20 protein-coding genes are annotated in these 18,006 nt (G+C 40.0%); 2 read left to right on the top strand and 18 right to left on the bottom strand.

Annotation, left to right across the window (positions count from 1 at the left end; translation table 11 throughout):
• Nucleotides 1-119: 119 nt before the first annotated feature.
• The 3 genes from Q0A08_RS09590 to Q0A08_RS09600 form a co-directional block, all read right to left on the bottom strand.
• Nucleotides 120-2,015, bottom strand: a complete 1,896-nt coding sequence (locus Q0A08_RS09590) for a methyl-accepting chemotaxis protein (RefSeq protein ID WP_438466689.1) — start codon at nt 2,013-2,015, stop codon at nt 120-122.
• Between the two features lie 401 nt (nt 2,016-2,416).
• Nucleotides 2,417-2,707: a hypothetical protein gene (locus Q0A08_RS09595; protein ID WP_438466691.1), complete on the bottom strand. Its 291-nt coding sequence runs from the start codon at nt 2,705-2,707 to the stop codon at nt 2,417-2,419.
• Nucleotides 2,708-2,888: 181 nt separating this feature from the next.
• Complete coding sequence (locus tag Q0A08_RS09600; RefSeq protein WP_438466693.1) at nt 2,889-3,164, bottom strand: DUF1330 domain-containing protein; 276 nt, start codon at nt 3,162-3,164, stop codon at nt 2,889-2,891.
• A gap of 161 nt (nt 3,165-3,325) precedes the next feature.
• Between Q0A08_RS09600 and Q0A08_RS09605 the strand changes: the two genes are divergently transcribed.
• The gene (locus Q0A08_RS09605; RefSeq protein ID WP_438466695.1) at nt 3,326-4,228 is read left to right on the top strand and encodes a LysR family transcriptional regulator; all 903 of its coding nucleotides are present in this window, start codon (nt 3,326-3,328) and stop codon (nt 4,226-4,228) included.
• Nucleotides 4,229-4,259: 31 nt separating this feature from the next.
• Here the strand turns inward: Q0A08_RS09605 and Q0A08_RS09610 are convergent, their stop codons facing one another.
• Complete coding sequence (locus tag Q0A08_RS09610) at nt 4,260-4,718, bottom strand: hypothetical protein (RefSeq protein ID WP_438466697.1); 459 nt, start codon at nt 4,716-4,718, stop codon at nt 4,260-4,262.
• 48 nt (nt 4,719-4,766) lie between these two features.
• A complete protein-coding gene (locus Q0A08_RS09615) occupies nt 4,767-5,300 on the bottom strand; it encodes a cysteine hydrolase family protein (protein ID WP_438466699.1) in 534 nt (177 codons plus the stop codon).
• Between the two features lie 400 nt (nt 5,301-5,700).
• Between Q0A08_RS09615 and Q0A08_RS09620 the strand changes: the two genes are divergently transcribed.
• Entirely contained in the window at nt 5,701-6,483 is a 783-nt protein-coding gene (locus tag Q0A08_RS09620; RefSeq protein ID WP_438466701.1) for a substrate-binding periplasmic protein, read from the top strand.
• A 29-nt stretch (nt 6,484-6,512) separates the two neighbouring features.
• Here the strand turns inward: Q0A08_RS09620 and Q0A08_RS09625 are convergent, their stop codons facing one another.
• The 13 genes from Q0A08_RS09625 to Q0A08_RS09685 all read right to left on the bottom strand — a co-directional run bounded on the left by Q0A08_RS09625 (nt 6,513) and on the right by Q0A08_RS09685 (nt 17,769).
• On the bottom strand, nt 6,513-7,187 hold the full coding sequence (locus Q0A08_RS09625; protein WP_438466703.1) for a DUF6058 family natural product biosynthesis protein: 675 nt from the start codon (nt 7,185-7,187) through the stop codon (nt 6,513-6,515).
• A gap of 177 nt (nt 7,188-7,364) precedes the next feature.
• Entirely contained in the window at nt 7,365-7,844 is a 480-nt protein-coding gene (locus Q0A08_RS09630) for a GNAT family N-acetyltransferase (RefSeq protein WP_438466705.1), read from the bottom strand.
• 54 nt (nt 7,845-7,898) lie between these two features.
• Nucleotides 7,899-8,702 carry a substrate-binding periplasmic protein gene (locus Q0A08_RS09635; RefSeq protein ID WP_438466707.1) on the bottom strand — a complete coding sequence of 268 codons (804 nt, stop codon included), beginning with the start codon at nt 8,700-8,702 and terminating at the stop codon, nt 7,899-7,901.
• 170 nt (nt 8,703-8,872) lie between these two features.
• Nucleotides 8,873-9,367 carry a bifunctional 3-hydroxydecanoyl-ACP dehydratase/trans-2-decenoyl-ACP isomerase gene (gene fabA / locus Q0A08_RS09640; protein WP_438466709.1) on the bottom strand — a complete coding sequence of 165 codons (495 nt, stop codon included), beginning with the start codon at nt 9,365-9,367 and terminating at the stop codon, nt 8,873-8,875.
• A 65-nt stretch (nt 9,368-9,432) separates the two neighbouring features.
• A complete protein-coding gene (locus Q0A08_RS09645; protein ID WP_438466711.1) occupies nt 9,433-10,134 on the bottom strand; it encodes a helix-turn-helix domain-containing protein in 702 nt (233 codons plus the stop codon).
• An 88-nt stretch (nt 10,135-10,222) separates the two neighbouring features.
• Nucleotides 10,223-10,621, bottom strand: coding sequence for an ACT domain-containing protein (locus Q0A08_RS09650; protein ID WP_438466713.1), 399 nt, complete (start codon nt 10,619-10,621; stop codon nt 10,223-10,225).
• A 44-nt stretch (nt 10,622-10,665) separates the two neighbouring features.
• Nucleotides 10,666-11,667, bottom strand: coding sequence for a substrate-binding domain-containing protein (locus Q0A08_RS09655; protein ID WP_438466715.1), 1,002 nt, complete (start codon nt 11,665-11,667; stop codon nt 10,666-10,668).
• Nucleotides 11,668-11,893: 226 nt separating this feature from the next.
• Nucleotides 11,894-12,772, bottom strand: coding sequence for a ribose ABC transporter substrate-binding protein RbsB (rbsB, locus tag Q0A08_RS09660; RefSeq protein ID WP_438466717.1), 879 nt, complete (start codon nt 12,770-12,772; stop codon nt 11,894-11,896).
• 104 nt (nt 12,773-12,876) lie between these two features.
• Nucleotides 12,877-13,869, bottom strand: coding sequence for a ribose ABC transporter permease (gene rbsC, locus Q0A08_RS09665; protein ID WP_438466719.1), 993 nt, complete (start codon nt 13,867-13,869; stop codon nt 12,877-12,879).
• A complete protein-coding gene (gene rbsA / locus Q0A08_RS09670) occupies nt 13,866-15,371 on the bottom strand; it encodes a ribose ABC transporter ATP-binding protein RbsA (protein WP_438466721.1) in 1,506 nt (501 codons plus the stop codon). Before rbsA ends, rbsC begins: the two co-directional genes overlap by 4 nt.
• Before the next feature lie 44 nt (nt 15,372-15,415).
• A complete protein-coding gene (gene rbsD / locus Q0A08_RS09675; protein ID WP_046016149.1) occupies nt 15,416-15,835 on the bottom strand; it encodes a D-ribose pyranase in 420 nt (139 codons plus the stop codon).
• A gap of 286 nt (nt 15,836-16,121) precedes the next feature.
• Nucleotides 16,122-16,637, bottom strand: coding sequence for a ClbS/DfsB family four-helix bundle protein (locus tag Q0A08_RS09680; protein WP_438466724.1), 516 nt, complete (start codon nt 16,635-16,637; stop codon nt 16,122-16,124).
• Between the two features lie 127 nt (nt 16,638-16,764).
• Nucleotides 16,765-17,769, bottom strand: a complete 1,005-nt coding sequence (locus Q0A08_RS09685; protein ID WP_438466725.1) for a hypothetical protein — start codon at nt 17,767-17,769, stop codon at nt 16,765-16,767.
• Nucleotides 17,770-18,006 lie beyond the last annotated feature (237 nt).

Genomic DNA, 18,006 nt, shown 5'->3' on the forward strand with positions numbered 1-18,006 from the left:
ATCTCTTAATTACACAAAAAAAACAGGATAAAAAATAGAAGATAAAAAGAGAGGTAAAGCCTATCAGGCTTTATGAGGCTCGTCCTTGAGCCAAGATAAACGTATTTATTAAGGTAAAACTAGGTTTGTTGTTCGATATTAAAAACACTGGTTTTCTTATCTAAATGCTCAACCAGTTGATAAATCTGGTTAGTATTATCTGAAATAATAGAAATAGAGTCCGTATCGACTTGAAGTTGCTGCGCTATCTTATCCATATCATCATTCATCAAGACAGCCGTTTTAGACACTTCCAAAATAGATTGAGCCATATGGTTGGCAGATTCAGCCCCTGTTTTAGCAAGGTCTTCGATTTCACGCATGACTTTTTCTGCTTTTTCACCTGACTCCTCAATCGCCAGTAAATTTTCCTGACCTGTTTTCATGGTCGTAATCGCAGAGTTAGTTGAGTTTTGAATTGTACTCACAATACCTGTAATTTTTGCTGTCGCATCTACTGTCTTCTCTGCTAGCGCTCGCACTTCATCAGCCACTACAGAAAAGCCACGGCCAGCTTCACCCGCTCGCGCCGCCTCAATGGCCGCATTAAGTGCTAATAAGTTTGTTTGCTCAGCCAAATCATTAATCATTGAAATTACACTATCGATATCTAGAGATAACTGACCTAACTCATTTAGCTGCTCGCCCGTTTTATTCACATACTCAGTGGTTTTAGACAAGTTAAAGAGTGCTTCTTCCATGGTTTTAGCACCACTCTTAGCTGACTCATAGGTATCTTTCGACTGGGCACTCAAGTTATCCGTTGTATCTGAAATACTTGAAATGTTGTTAGAGATTTCCTCCGTAGCCGCAACTAAGGAAGTCGTTTGAGCATTGATAGATTGATTACTGTCAGCAATATTATTTACTGCCAAATGCAAATTAGCGACCTTCTCATTCACATCCGTTGTGGTATTAACAACGCCACTTACCACGTTATTTAGCCCTTCAGACATATCATTGACTGAACCACACAAGGCATCGAATTCATCATTACGCTTATTATTAATTGAGAGCTTCACATTAAGATCACCCTCTTTCACTTTCACCAAGTCACTAATGATTTCACTCAAGGTTTTATTCACGCTTTTACCAATTGCCAGCATAATCAAACCAGAGAACACGGCAACCAATACGCTCACCAAAATTAAGGTATAACTGGCATTGTCAAAGCTCTTATTTGCTAGGCGTTCTGCATCTGCATTTAAACTGCCTAGGTATTCAGAAACAGATAATCGATTATCCACAAATTGCTTTTTCTGCTCTATAAAGGCCTCTTCAGCAAGATGGGTTGCTTTATTTTGCTGAGTTAGTTTATCAATTTCAGCAAGATATAAGTTTATGTTGCCACCAAACTTTTCTTCTAAACCAAAGTTCTGAATACGCTTTATAAAGCCTTGAAAGGTCTCTTTAAATAAAGCTAAATTATCTGGTGTGGTTTCAAATATATAAATTTTTTCAGCCTCACGAACCTTAATGAACTCACGCTTAACCAAGCTTAAAAAGGCAATTTCTGCCAATACAATATCACCCTGTGCCTGCACCTGACTCTTAATACCAGATTTGCTATCAAAGCCTAAGTTATGCCTTTGCTCGATAATATTGGTTAGAGAATCAGAGTAATTCATCAAACTCGATTTAGTACTTTCCAGTTCAACTCGCCCTTGTTCGGTATCTATATTGGCAATGTCTAATTCTAAACTGATTAAAAAGGCTTCTTTGTTAGCATTAATCGCCTCCACATAAGCAGCATAATTATCATCATTAAGAGATGACATACCGTCATGCTTTTCCATCATAGAAAAGACAAGAGAGTCCAGATTACTTTCAATATTAGACAGGGTTTGCAACCTATGAGAGGTCGCTTGCTGGGTATTTAAACCATTGAGGGAAACTAGGGTAACGACGATGAACCCACTTATCGTACAGAAAAGTAAAATAATGAGTTTTATTCTAAAACTAAGATTCTCAAACATACTCGTACACCTATATCATCTGCTAAAAGATTGCGCTTAGCCAGAAACATCCATGTAGGGCACTGATAAAAGTAATAATAGTTCAAATTAACGTAATGTGAAGTTAAGCAGCTTTTTGTAACTTAAACGTAATTAATTTGTCTATTAACGCCCTAAAGCTTACCCATAAAACGGATAAAATAAATAGGCCAAATGAGACAAAATGTCGTTAAATGCAAGCTAGGTGTCGTCAACTTCCTTTTTCTTATAGGAAATCACTTAACTTAAATACAGATGTTAGCTTTACAAAAAGACATGATAGAAACAGTAATAATTGATAGCTTTAACTAATTGAAATTTGTTTTCTCTTAGCTAAAAGAAAATAAAAATGAGAACGTCACGAGTACAGAGTCACATAAAGGTTATTTTCTCGCATGAGCAAGTTCACGGTTTTCAACAAAGGTATAACCACGCCATTCGTAAAAAGGCATTTTCCCTTCTTCTATCAAGGTGATTAAAACATCGGTAGGCAAACCTTTAGCTTGAGCATAATCTTCAAACAAAATGGGGTTATTAATATGCAAACTTGCCTCTTGTAAACCTAAGGTTCTGGCTTCCTCCAAGGTTGCTTTTTGGCTTTTCGTACTCTTAGCCATTTTTAGCAACATCAGAATAGCTAAAGCAACAAGTAAGAGTAAGATGAGTTGTATCATGTCAGGTTCCTTTGTTTTTGAGGGAAACACATTAAAGCCTCAAGTTTTACAATCATCGCCCATAGTAACCTATGTCGCAATTGAGCCTGAACATTATTGAGCCTCAAACATCTACTCTCTTCATTAGTATCATAAAGAGAGCAGATAAAAGGGAACCGCTAACCGTCTCGTTTTTATCGAGTTAAACCAGATGGAACTGGCTCTTCATGCCTTTTTCACGTTGTGGAATAAGCGCCTGGTATTCTTCACTCTCGTACCAATTACGAGCAGCGTCTTTATTTGGGAACTGAATAACCGCTTTTTTCCCAAAAGCAGCGTCACCGTGAAGCACTTCCACATCCCCCTTAGTAATAAAGTGCCCATCAAAAGCAGCAACCGTTTTCACGGCTTGCTCACTGTATTTAGCTAATTCTTCAAGATCGATTAAGTTTGATTCAACAATCACTAAACAAGTCATTCGTATTACTCCTAGGTGTTAAAAAGCGTTCAAAGCGCGATAAAGTTGACTTAGTTTAGAAACACAAAGACTATTAAACAATAACCATAAAATAGACTCAGTGTTTATATTTATGAACACCAAATTTAATTACAAAGCATGTATGCAGAAGTATAAAAGCTATGAACACGATTAAACTCGCTCCGCTCTTACTTATCTTTGTTGAAGTGGCCAAAATGCGCTCTTTTACTCAAGCAGCTAAAAAACTAGGTATGAGCAAGTCCGCCATTAGTCAGCAAATTAAACGGCTGGAAACCGCAACTGATCAGCAGCTTTTAGTAAGAAATACTCGTGGCGTGGTACTGACTTCAGTTGGCGAAAAACTCTTAGCGAAAAGTGAATTACTCAGTGAGCAATTAAGCATGACGCTTACAGAATTGGACAGTGAAAAAGAACAGCCCAGCGGCAGTTTTCGCGTATCAGTCCCACCCTTTTTTGAGAAGAATATTGTCGTACCTGCCATGGCTCAGCTGTGTACTGAATTTCCGTTAATCAGCCCTGAGATATTGGTTAATGGTCGCTGGCAAGATTTAATCGAACACAACCTAGATGCCGCTATTTTTGGAGGAAACCTAAAAGACTCTAACTACCGTGCTTTATCCATAGGCAAAGTAAGCGAACACTTTTGTGCATCTCCTCGTTACCTGAAACAGTTTGGCATACCTAACCAACTTAAGGACCTAGATAAACACAGGTTTATTGCCACACCTTGGCAACAAGACAAGCTACAACTTTTAGATGTAAAAACAGAAAAAAGCATCTCATACCAAGCAACACATTATGCTAAAACCAATACGCCAAATACCGCACTAGAAATGGTGTTAAATGATATGGGCATAGCCATATTGCCTGAGTTTCTTTTGCAGCCCCACCTTCTAGAGCAAGAGCTTGAACTCTTGTTACCAGAGACCAGAGGGAGAGCTTGGCACTTTTACTTTTTACATCAGTTTATGGCCGAAAAGCCCACCCATGTGACACGTTTTTACCAGCTAACTGTGCACTACTTTCAAAAGAGGATGCGTTAAATTAAATAAGGGGAAAAGAACTAGAGTTGGTTTAAGGGCTAGTCGAACCACCATACTTTGCAGCTAATCGTTTATGTCGATATCGAAATAAAGATCGATAGATAGGCAAGGTTAAATGCCCGATAAATTTTAACTTTGGTACAAAGGTAAGCGTATCTGTTACTAGACTATTGGAATCGAGATGCTTGATTGATCGACAATGACGCCACTCTTTATGAAATATTGTTGTTGAGCTTTCTTCAAAGCCAGTCTCATCTGCTCTTACTAATTTAAACTTATGTCGATCCACTGGCACAAAGCAAAAAAGTAAAATCACACTGGTAAAGGCCTCAACATTTATTGGCCAGAACTGTAAATTCTTAGTCTTAAAAGCAATTGGTGAGGTCATTTTTACTATCGGGTGTAATTCGTAATTAACACTTTGCATAGTTAATAAGTCTTCACCCCGTATGTCTTCATCTAATAAAGTTTCAACTTGGAAGCTAAACATCCTTGGCCTCGAATACCGCAATAAAAGCAAACAAATTATGTATCAGCTTCAAAACATTTCTATCGCTTTAGAGGCTACCATTACCTTTATTCCCACATGAGGAATGATCAGATTCTCCCAACTCCAGTTGTGGTGTTTAATTATCTGCTCAGCACTTAAGTGGTCTCTATTTACTGTGGTATGAGCATCAGAAATGGCTGTCACATTAAAGCCCTTACTCAAGCAAGAACGTAAGCTGGTATCAACACAAAACTCAGTTGCAGCACCTGTAATAAACACCTCAGTGATTCCTTTGGATTTTAACAGAGCCTCCAACTCAGTTTGATAAAAGGCATCACAGGCTGTCTTGGTCAGCTTAAAATCTGTCTCACTTTTATCAAGTTCATCAATTATCTCCCAACCTTGAGAACCTTCAAATAAGCCTTCTTCTTTACTGCTATTATGTTGGATGTAAATAACCAGCTCACCAGCACTTCTGAAGGTTTCACCTAGACAATTAATACGTTTTACGACCCCATTAAAATCATGTCTCGGTGTTTCAAACAGGCCTTTTTGCATATCAATAATAAGTAATGCTTTCATAAGATCCTTCTAGTCGTTGGCTAGTGTTTGTTTCTAATAGATAGAGCTAAATATTAATGAATTGCTTACTAACCTTCTAGCGCTAAGCATGAGAATTATCATCTGCTCAACACATAATATTTCTCACTTAATGTAAGGGGTCAATTGGCTACAAATAGCTTAAAGATTCAGCTTATACGCACAATGACTTTCAAAAGACTATATGGTTTATGGCCCTCACTCTGCCAAGCTATCCCGCTTAAAAGTATTTATAAAATGGTTAAAAGCAGAGATATCTTAATCAAAATCAAACCGAATTTAGCACTAAATGCGTTAAATCTGACGAAAAATTTACAATGAGACACGTTAGAATAATAAAGACAGCAGAAAAATAAGTAAAAAAGTTAGAAAGAATGCCTTTATGAATCTCGAAAAATCAGTCAAAAAAACACTTTCAAGTATCACCTTAACAACCACCCTTTTCTTTATCAGTTCAGCATCTTTAGCAAAGACAAATGAAGTACGCGTTTGCTCATTACAGCTACCTCCTCAAACTATGCTAAACAAGCAAGGCGAGCCAGATGGTTTTGCCGTGCGCATTCTTCAAGGAGTCTCAAAACAACTAGACTGGAAGCTGACCTTTATATACAGCCCTTGGATGAGAGTGGTTAACCATGCAAAAAATGGTAAATGCGACCTAATGATGACAGTGCTAAATAAAGGAGATTATTCTGAATATATGACCTTTCCTAAGTCCTATATCATTAATCAAAAAAATGTCTTGGTTAAAGCCAAGGGTAAGAAGATTCAATATTCGGGAGATCTAGAAGCATTCATGCGTAAGCACGACATCGCCCTTTATCGTGACAAACGAGTGGATGACAAATTTGAGTATTACCGCAAGCAACCTTGGGCGAAACTTGAAGAAGTAAATCAAATAGAACAGGCAATCATGATGTTATTGGCAAACCGCATAGATGCCTATATCGAGAATGATTTAACATCAGCATACAAATTAAGAGAGCTTGGTTTGTTAGATCAAGTTGAGGTGCTCTCACCTCCGCTAAATACCACCCCAGCCTATATCACCTTCCCCCATGCTGGAAATCTCGTTAACCAAGTTGATAGATACGATAACGCGATAGAAGCCTATAAGAAAACATCAGAATATAAAGCGCTAGAGAAGCATTACTTAGGTAATTAGGTAGTCTTCTGCCACTTCTTTTTCTAGTCTCAATTAGCTGAACCTTCTAGCCCAAAGCGTCGTCGCATTTCATTTACCAGACGATGCCTTGAGCTTCTTGGCCTTTCATGTGGCGCAAATAAAGCACTCGATTCATCTAAAAGATTCACGGCTTTTTCAAGGGAGGTTAATACCGCTTGCGAAAGCTCACCCGACTCTGAAAGTCGATTAATCTCAAAGATAGCCACAGCCTTTACGGCAATATCCTCAGGTAAACCAGATTTAGTACATAAACCATAGGTACCTTGGATAAAGTGATCCCAAGTTTCTTTGTTATAAGCATCAAGTTCTGACACCAGTTTAAAATCATTACACACATACCCAAGGCTTTTAAGACGCTCTTGTTCAGAGCAATACCGCTGATAAAATAGCTTAAAAACCTCATTCTTAAATTGTATCTCTTGGCAAAACTTATGCTGCAAGATCTGTAAGTCGTCCAGCCAAGAAGCGTAACCTTTGGCATAGAACTCAAGCTCTTGCAGCTCTTCATGCTCCCCAAAGAATGAGTCACAGTTCACAACTAAATTCACTTTATAAGAAGGTGCCGGCATAACACCAAGAGCTTGATACTCCTTTAGCTGAATCTCAGTAACCGTAGAAGCACTAAGCAACTCATCTTTAGTGTAAAAATATTCTGATAGGTATTTGATAAGTTCCAATGGCATTTAAACCTCCTTTTAAAATGAAAGGAGGCAAAAGTAACATCAGAAAAGGAGGGACACTTCGATATGGATCGAAGTGATAGCTTGGCTACCGTTTTAGGTACAAAGTTGAGCAGGAGCTCAACCCTATGCATTCCCACGCAGAACATGGGAACGAGGTAAACTAGTTAAAGCATCACGTTAAATAATATAGTGTAGATATTGAACATCGAATGGTAGGTGAGGGAATGTCTTTATATTTCCTTCAACAAAACCTAGCTTTAGATACCAGTTTTTGAGCTTATGATGCTCAGCGATAATACCTATGCTAACTCGAGTTATCTTTTTGGTTTTAGCGTATTGAATAACGTGCTGCACCAGTGCTTCACCAATACCCTGGCGGCGGTGTTCTGACAACACAGAAAGCCGATTTAAGTAACCTACGCCAAGTCTTGGATTCTCAAAAGCTACACAGGCAACAGAATAAGCGCGGTCTTCATACAAGAAATATTCTTCGCCTCGTTCGAAATCAGCCTCTACCCAATCAGAGCTGCAAAAAGAAGGATGTTTTGGATTGTTGTCTTGATTGAGGTTAAAGGTAACAGCGACATCTTTGTTCGACTCACTGATGATGCTAGCAATCAACTTCGCATCTTTGACATTCGCCTCTCGTATTTTCATTCTTCCTTTTTTCCTTATCTAATTACGACCTTTATCAATCTTGGATAAAATAGCTTACTCAGGCTGCTGAATATACTTTTGGATGATGTGGTCTATGTCGCCGTTTAGCTTCATATCAATGATGATTTGATTAAACTCTTTAATAAAGGCCTGTTTGAAAGGGTACTTTCCTTCATTTACATTGGTGAAGCCTAGGTAACTTTCTTCGTAAGAAACCATTTTCCCTGAATCGATATTTTCCAGCGCATTATAATGAGAAAAACGTGTTTTAATTCTTTCCAATTCAGTTTCAATTGCTAGCTGATCGTTCACGTAACAATCTATTCTGCCTGTTCCTACCATTAATAAATTTTGTTCTGCACGTAGTGATTCAGACATATATATTTTTTTATTTTTTACGGCATCTAAAAATGCATCGCCACCTAATAAGTAACCACTGCTCTGCCCTATGGTTAAACCAAAATAGTCTTCAGGCCATCTTTTTCGATTGAATGAATCGACACTTTTGTTACAAACCAAGATGGTTTTTTCGGTGAAGATAGGTGCTGAGTAAGGCTCGATATAAGGACGTCGATTTGGGTAATAATAAGGCGGAAAAAGCGCAAATGCTTTACCTGTGTTGAGCAAGTTTAAGCCTCGCTCCCAAGGGACGGCAACCAAATCCACATGGTAATCATCCATTTTATCAAAGGCTTGCGTCAGCACATCGATATAAACACCTTTAAAGACACCATTTTCTTCCCATGAATAAGGGCGGTATGAAGCATCACCATAGATGGTAACTGTGTGTTTTTGCGTGGCGAGAGTCACTAAACTAAAGCTGAGGAGTAAGCCGGTAATTATAATTTTTCTTATCATTAACAACTCAATTTATAATGGATTAATGAATGCTGTTCATCGTCTCTTATTCTTTGATCCTATCAGTAATTAAAAGGTGAACCAATACTCATTAAGCTGTATCCACCCTTTAAATTCAATTTAACTAATATAATATTGATATTCAAAAGTTTTTAGCTGAGATAATAAAACTAAAGAGGCTTTAACAACCCTACTTTTAAATCGGTTGCTTGATAAATCACTTCCCCATTAAGCAATACCACTCCATCTGCAATTCCCATGGCTAAAGGCTTTTTAATGATTCGTTTAATATCCAATTGATACTGTATTTCTTTTGCATCTGGATAAATTTGCCCGCTAAATTTCACTTTCCCAACGCCTAAAGCCCGCCCTTTTCCTGGCAGGCCAGACCAACCTAAAAACACACCTAATAATTGCCAAAGCGCATCGAGACCTAAACATCCGGGCATCACAGGGTCACCTTTAAAGTGACAAGCAAAAAACCAATGCTCAGGCATTATTTTAAACTTGGCGCTTAGATAACCTCGATTAAAACGCCCTCCTTCTTTGCTGAGTTGGTCAATCTCATCAATCATCAACATTTGATCACTGGGGAGCTGAGCATTGCCTTTGCCAAAATAATCACCTTGTGAAAGAGCTAATACTGCTTCGTTAGAAAATGTCATATCTGCCTCCGTTAAAAAAGGCAGCATAGAACTTGATTCTCTTTATGGATTGTAAAAATCGGACATTAACTAAAATCGAAAGATGACTGCATTTTACCCAAGTGCTTTTTCACACTTTTTATAAAATGGGCTTGGTCAAAGTAACCAAGGTCTAATGCCGTATCTATTGGGGATTGAGAGACATTCGCCAGATCACGCCATGCGGCCTGTAAACGAATAATTTGTGAAAATGATTTTGTACTTAGCCCAGTATGCTGTAAAAACTGACGATTAAGATGACGGCTACTCCAACCAATTTGATCTGAAACATGCTGTATTTTGCTAGTTCCCTTGCTTTGAAGAATAAGAGATAAGGCGTGATCAAGTTTGTTTGGGCTCACTAGAATAAAACGTTTTAATAGCCAAGTCTCACAAACACTTACCCGATTAGAGAAATCATCTTGCAGATAAATCTCTTCTTGTAAGCCATGAAATTGCTGGCTAGAAATGAAAGCCGTATCAACCAATTGGTTTTGTATCTCAGCAAGGTCTAAGCAAAAGAAAGACCTTAAAGCCGCTGGATAAAACCACACGCCAAAGTAATCACCGGGTTCGAGTAGTTGCATATTCTGGGCATGATCAAATGCCCCTCCAACTAATACACCCGTATTTGAAAAGTAGAGAGCTTGAGTGCCGTCAGGCATGACAGGGTATGGCGAAGCCTGAGTCACACTGATTTGTAAATAACGATAAACCACTTGGCTTAGAGGGTAGCTAGAGGGTGCCATCTTTAATCTAAAGCCCTGCTTAGCGAGCCCTTGCGGGCTTAGGCTAGGCTGAAATGGCTGATAGATACCACTCATATTCTGTTAGCAATTAAGCTTGAAAGCTTTTTAACGCCTGCAACGCTGCATCAGCCTTCTCTTTTTGAACAAAGATATGATCATGGTAATAAGCAGCAATCACATTCGCGCTAATGTCATGTTCGGCAAGTTTAGTGGCAACGGCGGCGGTGAGTCCAACCGCATCTAAGCTTGAGTGGACAGTCAGTGTGATACAGCTAAAAACAGATTCGTAAGCAAGCTTATGAGTATCTGCCATGGCTTGTTCTAGCACTAGGGTGAGGCCTTCTTCTTCCATAAAGGTGGCGATTGGTTTCATGATGAGGCAGTTAGCAAGGTCAGTATTTTGAACAGTACAAAAAACATAGTCTTGCTCTAATACATTAGGTTGCATGCTTGAAAGCAAGGTATCGAGATTCGTTTCACCTGACATAATAACGCCTCATTTCATAGGTTTATGATGGATTCTAACTAGCTTTAAAGGCTTTTCACACTGTCCCGTTCGACCAAACAAGGTTCAAGCTCAACGATTTGATTATTATCCGAGTTAGTCTCAATTTTTTTCAACAACATGTCTACTGCTTGTTTGCCTAAGTCGTATTTAGGCTGATGTATAGTCGTCAATGAAGGCGTGATGTATTTAGCAAGATTAATATCATCGTAGCCCATGATAGATAGATCATCAGGTACGCGAATGCCCTTCTTGCTGGCAGCGTTAATCACACTCATGGCCATCATGTCGTTGCATACAAATAATGCGCTGGGCAATGGCCCTTTCTCATAGATTTCTAAGAAGGCTTTTTCACCGCCTTCGCAAGCAAAATCACCGGTTGCAATCCAATCTTGATTGACCGCTAACGTGGCTTCTTCCATGGCTTCTAGATAACCAGAATAGCGCTGCATGGCAGTTTGTTTGTCTAGCACACCTGTGATGCAGCCAATGTCTTTATGGCCTTTTTCGATAAGATATTGAGTGGCTAAATAACCCCCATGGTGGGAATTATCTTGAATTTTGTCGCAAGGAAAATCAGTTGGGCCCCAATCCATTACCACGGTTGGTATGGGTTTGTGATGAGAGAAAAGCGAAAAACCTTCGGTGTTTACTTCGCTACACATAAGCAAAAGTCCATCGACACGCTTTTGAAGCAGCGTATCTAGGTTGGCGTTCATGCGGTCGATATCATCTTCTGTGTTACACAAGATAAGGTTGTAGCCTTGCTCGTAACAGCGTCTTTCAACACCTTTTAATACTTCACTAAAAAAGGGGTTAGCAGAGGTGGTCACTAGCATGCCGAATGTCTTGGTATTATTGACTTTGAGGCTGCGGGCTAAAGCCGATGGGGCGTAACGAAGATCTTCTACTGAAGCTAATACTCGCTTAGATACATCTTCACTGACATAGCGGGTTTTATTAAGCACATGACTGACTGTTGAAGTGGATACACCAGCATGCTTTGCTACATCTTTTATTGTCGCCATTGATTAACCTTATTTAAAACATCTTGAGGGTTCTAAGTTTTTTTGGCGCTTTTCATCCAATTAAACCAGTATACCCAGTTTCTTCAAACTTAATGTAGTTTGCAGAATAAAAGTACCGAATATCAAAAAGATAGTCACTCTTTAACAGGCATCTATTACACAATTCACACATAAAAAAAGGGCTTTATAATGAAAGCCCTTTTCTCATTACTAATCCGCTAAAGGCTTATTTCGCAATAATTTTTAACGGTACTGCAATGTTCTTAGCAACCGTTTCTTGTTTAAGAATTTTATCTGCTGTTGCTACACCTAAAGACCCAATTAGACCAGGTTGTTGAGCAACCGTTGCGGCTAGTAGTCCACGTTTAACCGCAGCAATACCATCATCAGTGCCATCAAAACCAACAATCATCACATCTTTACCAGAGGCTTTAATTGCACGTAGCGCGCCTAATGCCATTTCGTCATTTTGAGCGAAAACAGCTTCTACATTCGGGTTAGCCGCAAGTAGGTTTTCCATAACGTCTAGGCCTTTTGCTCTGTCGAAATCAGCAGGCTGACTAGCGAGTAGGTTCATATTGCTTGAATCAACCGCTTGCATGAACCCTTGACCACGTTCACGTGCAGCAGACGTACCAGCAATACCTTCTAGTTGTAACACTTTAACGTTAGCACCTAGCTTGTCAGCAATGTATTTACCTGCCATTGCGCCGCCCGCTACGTTATCAGATGCGATGTGGCTAACAACGTCACCACGGGTCGCACCGCGGTCCAAAGTTAGTACAGGTATATCAGAACGGTTAGCAATACGAATAGCATTGGATACCGCATCAGAATCGGTTGGGTTAATTAGAATAGCTTTAACACCACGAACCGTTAGATCTTCTACGTTTGCTAGCTCTTTACTTGGGTCATTTTGAGAGTCTAAAACAATCAGTTTATAACCTAGTTTAGCGGCTTCGATTTCAGCACCACCTTTCATAGCCACAAAGAAGGGGTTATTCAATGTCGAGACAACCATTGCCAAGGTGTCTTGTGCTAATACCGTTGAGCTGACAGAGGCAGACACCAAAACAGCAGATACCATGCTTACTAACTTTTTCATTCTATTTACCTTTTTTAGAGTTATGAGAAGGGGCTAATAAGGCACCCTCTTTGGTTCTGCCACCTATTCCTTCATTCAGATAAATGCGGCAGGGTGACGATGAGTTACTTGTTTTTGTTGTCTACCAGCACGGCCAGCAGAATCACGACAGCTTTTGCTATCATTTGATAATACGAAGACACATCTAAGAGATTTAACGCATTATTCAAGAAGCCTATGATGAGCGCGCCTATGAGAGTGCCCATAATGCGGCCCTTACCACCCGCAAGGCTGGTACCACCAAGTACCACAGCGGCAATCGCATCTAGTTCGTAGCCCATACCCGCTGTCGGTTGAGCCGAAGACAGCCTTGAGGTAACGATGAGCCCAGCCAAAGCGGCTAACAAACCACAAATGGCGTAGACCCCAATTTTGACTCTATCCACATTTATGCCGGATAAACGGGTGGCGGATTCACTGCCTCCGACTGCATACACATAGCGACCAAAACGGGTGTGATTAAGCAGATACCAAACACTGGTAAAAACAAACACCATGAGCCAGACAGGCACAGGAATACCAAAAAGGTAGCCAGTTCCGATTAGGGAAAAAGTGTCGGAAACATCGGTAAAGCCAGTCGATATAGGACGTCCATCTGTGTAAACCATGGTGATGCCACGTAATAACGTCATCCCGACTAAAGTCGCGATAAAGGCTTGTACCTTACCCTTTGAGATAATAATGCCGCTAAAAGCTCCTAAGGCTGCACCTGCAATTAAGGCGATAGGCACAGCAAACATGACAGGGACTTCTAAACTGATTAAAGTGGCAGCAAACGCGCCACACAAAGCCAAAATAGAGCCCACACTTAAGTCGATTCCTGCGGTGAGAATCACGAGCGTCATACCCACAGCAATAATGGCGTTGACCGAGGTTTGTCTCAAAATATTGAGAATATTCCCCATGGTAAAGAAGTTAGGATTCAAAAAAGAAACGATAACTATCAGTAAGATAAGCGCAATAAGCGACTTCTGCTCGATTAACCAAGCCTTACTGAATAGGTTTGTTTTACCTAATGACTCGTTAGTCACAGATGCTGGCTTATTCAATAAGCTCATTGGGTTACCTCACTATATTGACGACCTACAGCACAGGCCATTAGCTTTTCTTGATTTGCATCCGCTGCGTTAAACTCACCACTCACACGCCCTTCATGCATAACGAGAATACGATCACTCATTCCCAACACTTCTGGCATTTCAGAGGAGACCAAAATAATGCTCATTCCTTTCGCTTTAAATTGGTTAATCAGTTGATAGATTTCTTTCTTGGCGCCCACATCCACGCCACGGGTTGGCTCATCTAAAATAAGCACTTTTGGATCTGTCATCAGTCCTTTGGCAATCGCTACTTTTTGCTGATTACCGCCAGACAAGTTACCAATGATTTGATTTTGACTTGGGGTTTTCACATTAAATAAACGGATAAACTCCGCCACAGAGGAAGCTTCTTCTTTATGCTTTAGATGTAAGCCTTTGGAAAGATCTGACAAAGAGCATAAAGACATATTCTCTTTTACCGACAAACCAAGCACGAGACCGTCACCTTTTCTGTCTTCTGAAATATAAGCAATGCCTGAATCTAGGGCTCGCTTTGGTGTGTTAGCATTTACTAACACACCTTCTAAGAGCACATCACCCGAGTCCCTTTTTAGGGCGCCATAAATGACCTTCATTAATTCGGTACGACCTGCCCCCATGAGCCCACATACACCTAAAATCTCACCTTGATTAAGGCGAAAACTCACGTCTTTTACACCCTCTGCACAAAGGTTTTTTACCTCTAAAGAAGGCTTACTGTCTTGTACACCAATACGTGGATAAAGCTCGTCTAGACGACGGCCCACCATTTTTTCTATCAGGCTTTCTTCGTCTATATCGGCAACAGGATGTTCGGCGATAAACTTACCGTCTCTTAATACGGTAATGTCATCGCATATCTCGAAGATTTCTTTCAGCCGATGAGAAATGTAGACCACACCACAGCCTTCTTGGCGTAGCTCTTTTATGACTTCAAATAGCGATGCTGTTTCTGTATCTGTCAGCGCATCTGTTGGCTCATCCATGATAATAACTTGGGATTTGAACGACAGCGCTTTGGCTATTTCAACCATTTGCTGCTCACCTAGGCTCAAATTACCTAGCCTTTCGCGGGCACTATGCTTTACGTTCAATCTTTGTAAAAGTGCATCGGCTTCTTGGTACATCTTGTTCCAGCTAATGGCACCAAAGACATTGGTCTTTTCACGCCCAAGGAAGATGTTTTCAGCGATGGTTAGCTCAGGTAGAAGGTTGAGTTCTTGGTGAATAATGCTAATGCCGCTGAGCTGTGAGTGGCGAGGGTCATTAAAGCGAACCTGCTTTCCTTGATATTCAATCCCACCTTTGTCCATTTGATAAATCCCCGTCAGCACCTTCATCAAGGTCGACTTGCCAGCACCGTTTTCCCCTAATAAAGCCATAACTTTACCCGGATAAACATTCAAATAAGCACCATCTAGGGCTTTTACCCCAGGGAAGGATTTTTCAATTTTATTGAGGGTTAAAATTGCTTGTTTCATATCAATTCTTATTATTTGTTTTGATAAATTCGATTAAAGAGAAACTAGAAAACGACGCCAGCTTGTAAAATCACATTGGCGTAAGGAGTGAACTCCCCCGTTCTGATAACAGCTTCACTTTGTGCGCTTCTAATTTTGAAATGCTCATGGGACACGTATTTCAGGGAGATCTTTTTATCTATCAGCGCTTCCTCTTCTTTAATCAGATCGAGTAGTGCTTGATGCAATTCTGGACTTTCAACCATGAACTCTTCGGCTAAAATTACGCCTTCTAATTGCATTTCACTCAAAGTCGCTTTAACACTGCTAATAAAATCTGGCACACCAGGAATTAAGGCTAAATCGATACGCTTGCTATCACTTAAAATAGGTAAACCAGCATCACAAATAGTGATCTCTTGCTGATGACCTAGTTTGGCGATCAGGTGTGATATTTCCGCATTAATCAGTGCACTTTTTTTCATCTATCCGGCCTAACCCTGTTAAAAAAAACCGCTTTGCTCTTGGGGAACAAAGCGTAAAGTATCTCTCTTTTTGCATCGTCGAAACGTTTGCGCAATCGTTTCGATAAATCGAAATATAAGTGAAATTTTTCTTAAATGCACCTTAAAGTTGCAATATTTTTACAAGAAAGTAGAAAAACAAATGAAGGAACTAAACAGAAGAAGTAAGGAGCGAGCTTTTAACTAACGAAATAGTTTTCTATTTAGTTATTTAAAAACAATAAGATATGAACTGAATATCAAGAAACTAAGGGAGGTTGTGAATTTTAATAAAACGCCTTACTTTGGTGCGCATACTTTTCATGGGGGAAGAGGTATTAAATTGAATCATGCGCCCTTGGCTCCAATCATTATACCAACCCGCTTGATACAAGATTTGCGCATCACTTGCTTTAATAAGAGAAAGTACCTGTTGGGTAACAGATTCAAACTCCTGCAACAGATCATCGTATTGCCAGTCCTGATAAGTGTGATAAAAATGCTGGGCAAGTTCGCCTAATTGATTCCAAGCAAAGCCTGTCGCAGGGAAGTCGACCTCTTGATTATCAGCTTTGAGTTGATGCCAATTTAATACTAATTGCCCCCAACCAATGAGGTAAGCCAAGCTATCTGACACACTGATCAAACCGGCTTTATGGCCTGACTCAACACCTAAGGTACGGCTCAACTCTGCAGGCACTCTTTGATAATCTTTAAAGATCTTATCAAAAGCGGTTTCTATCGCTAATTCGAGTTCTTCTTTGTTCTTAGGGACTGTAGACATTTTGCCATCCTGTATGCGAGTAAACGTCCTTATTAGGACCTTTGAGCTTAGGTTTGAATCTAGTGCTAGCTTAACGCTAAAACCCGAACCTAACTAGCAGCCCCTATTGCCAAATGTCACAAAGCGTTTATGAATTAGGGATAACAGGCACATAATTTCTTACTTGCTCAGGCAAGCGAGCAACGACCCCAGCGCGGGCTTTTTGCCAAAGTGCAGATAAAAGCAATAAAGCAGCCCCTATGATAAAGCCAGTCAGGGCAAGGCCATAACTCACATCGCCATATACTTTTAACACGTCGAAAATGGCATAAATCACATAAACCAAAGAAGACACCATGAAAGCACGTCTATCGACAATAAGAGAAATGAGTGTCATCAATACATAAAGGCTAACGATAATTAGCATACTTGTAAGACTTTCGTTTCCTTGTGAAATACCAAGACCCGTAAAGACAGGATGGATAATAAGAGGTGCCGAAAGTAGGTGTAACCAAAATGCGACATCTGACTTGTGAGTCACTCTGCGTCTATCTCTTGCATCCCAGAACATGGCTAAAGCAAAAGCAACAAAACCACAGGTGAATAACAAAGCGAGGATGAAGTCTTGCGCTACTTGATAATTCAGTAAGAGTTTCACCACCACATAAATAATAAAGCCCCCTGTCGCTGCAGCAATGGTAATCGGCACACGAAAGCGCAGCCAATGGGCATAGGTGAAGGCACCAGCAAGACCTGCAGATATCATGGATGCTTGGTTAAAACTCAAATAACTAAAAAAGTGCATACTGGCAAAATACACACCGCTGACAAAGGAGAGCAATAAAACAATCGCTGGAAGTGCCATCTTACGCTTACGCACAAAGAACTCAGCCAAGCCCCAAGCGATAACTGAAAAAACCACATAACTTAGGGCTTTGCTTTGTAAATCCACCACCCAAAGTGACGAACTCAAAAGCAAAACACAAGCAATCACAACAAAGATGTCATTAAAGCCCCCAACTAACCGAAAGTTCTCGTTATCCTCTTGGGCGCTCTCTTTTCTTGCCGCCACATCGGACTTAAATTTATCGACCGCCTCCTGGGTAAAAGTCCCTTGCGTCACCGCATCGTTTAAGTCTTTATTCGTGTACATAGTGAGTCTCAATAGCTTGGAATTACTCCAAGTCTACTCAATTCACTTTAGAATAAAAAAGATAAAGACAAACTTTTCTATTTTCTTACATCTCATTTAAGTTTTTCCATTCGAAGCATTTCGAAATTCCTCTAAATGTCAGACCATTCACGATTCGAGCTAATATTACTTTTTCATTCTAAAGCTTATGCTGGGCTACTAATGTTTTCTCCAGACTTGCTCGCCTATTAGATTGCG

Source organism: Marinomonas sp. PE14-40 (assembly GCF_051623805.1).
GTDB lineage: Bacteria > Pseudomonadota > Gammaproteobacteria > Pseudomonadales > Marinomonadaceae > Marinomonas.